This window comes from Pseudoselenomonas ruminis (assembly GCF_008271295.1).
In the GTDB taxonomy this organism is placed as follows: domain Bacteria; phylum Bacillota; class Negativicutes; order Selenomonadales; family Selenomonadaceae; genus Selenomonas_A; species Selenomonas_A ruminis.
In genome coordinates this window covers 1-536 of sequence record NZ_VTOY01000046.1, presented here as the reverse complement: position 1 = coordinate 536, position 536 = coordinate 1, and the positions used below count along the sequence as shown (strand labels likewise).

Annotated in this window: 1 protein-coding gene; it reads right to left on the bottom strand. The window is 45.3% G+C overall.

The window, feature by feature from the left end; all coding sequences use genetic code 11:
- A partial coding sequence (locus FZ040_RS13865) for a transposase (RefSeq protein WP_149172545.1) occupies window positions 1-536 on the bottom strand: 536 nt, incomplete at both ends.

Sequence of the window (536 nt, the reverse complement as noted above, 5' to 3'; positions counted from 1 at the left end):
CCTTTGCAATTCTCGCAGCTGTAATGGGTTATCTGGCTATGGAATCCTGTTTTACTTTTCCGGATAAATTCCTTGGTTACGGTCAATTTCCTGCCTTGGGCACACAGATAGGCATCCGCATCGGCCAGATAGGTCATGTTTTCCCTGCGGCCAATGTCCTGTTTCCATTTTCGAGTCTTGCTCTTCTCGTAGTTGCTTGGCTTGATAAAAGAACTCTGCTGATTTGTTTCGAGATAAAGATAGTTCTCTTCGCTCTCATAACCAGAATCTGCTACTACATTGCAGTAACGTTTGTTCGTATAGCGTTCCAGTTCCTGTAAAAATGGAATCAGGGTCGTCGTGTCCGTTGGCTGCGGACCAACCGTAGCCCAAGTAACAAATTCGGAATCTGTGCCATACTGGATGTTATAGGCAGGCTTTAGCTGGCCATTTTTCATGGCATCCTCTTTCATCCGCATGAAGGTGGCATCTGTATCTGTCTTGGCAAAGCTGTTGCGATTCCCCATGATATGCAGGTATTTGTTGTATTTTTGAGC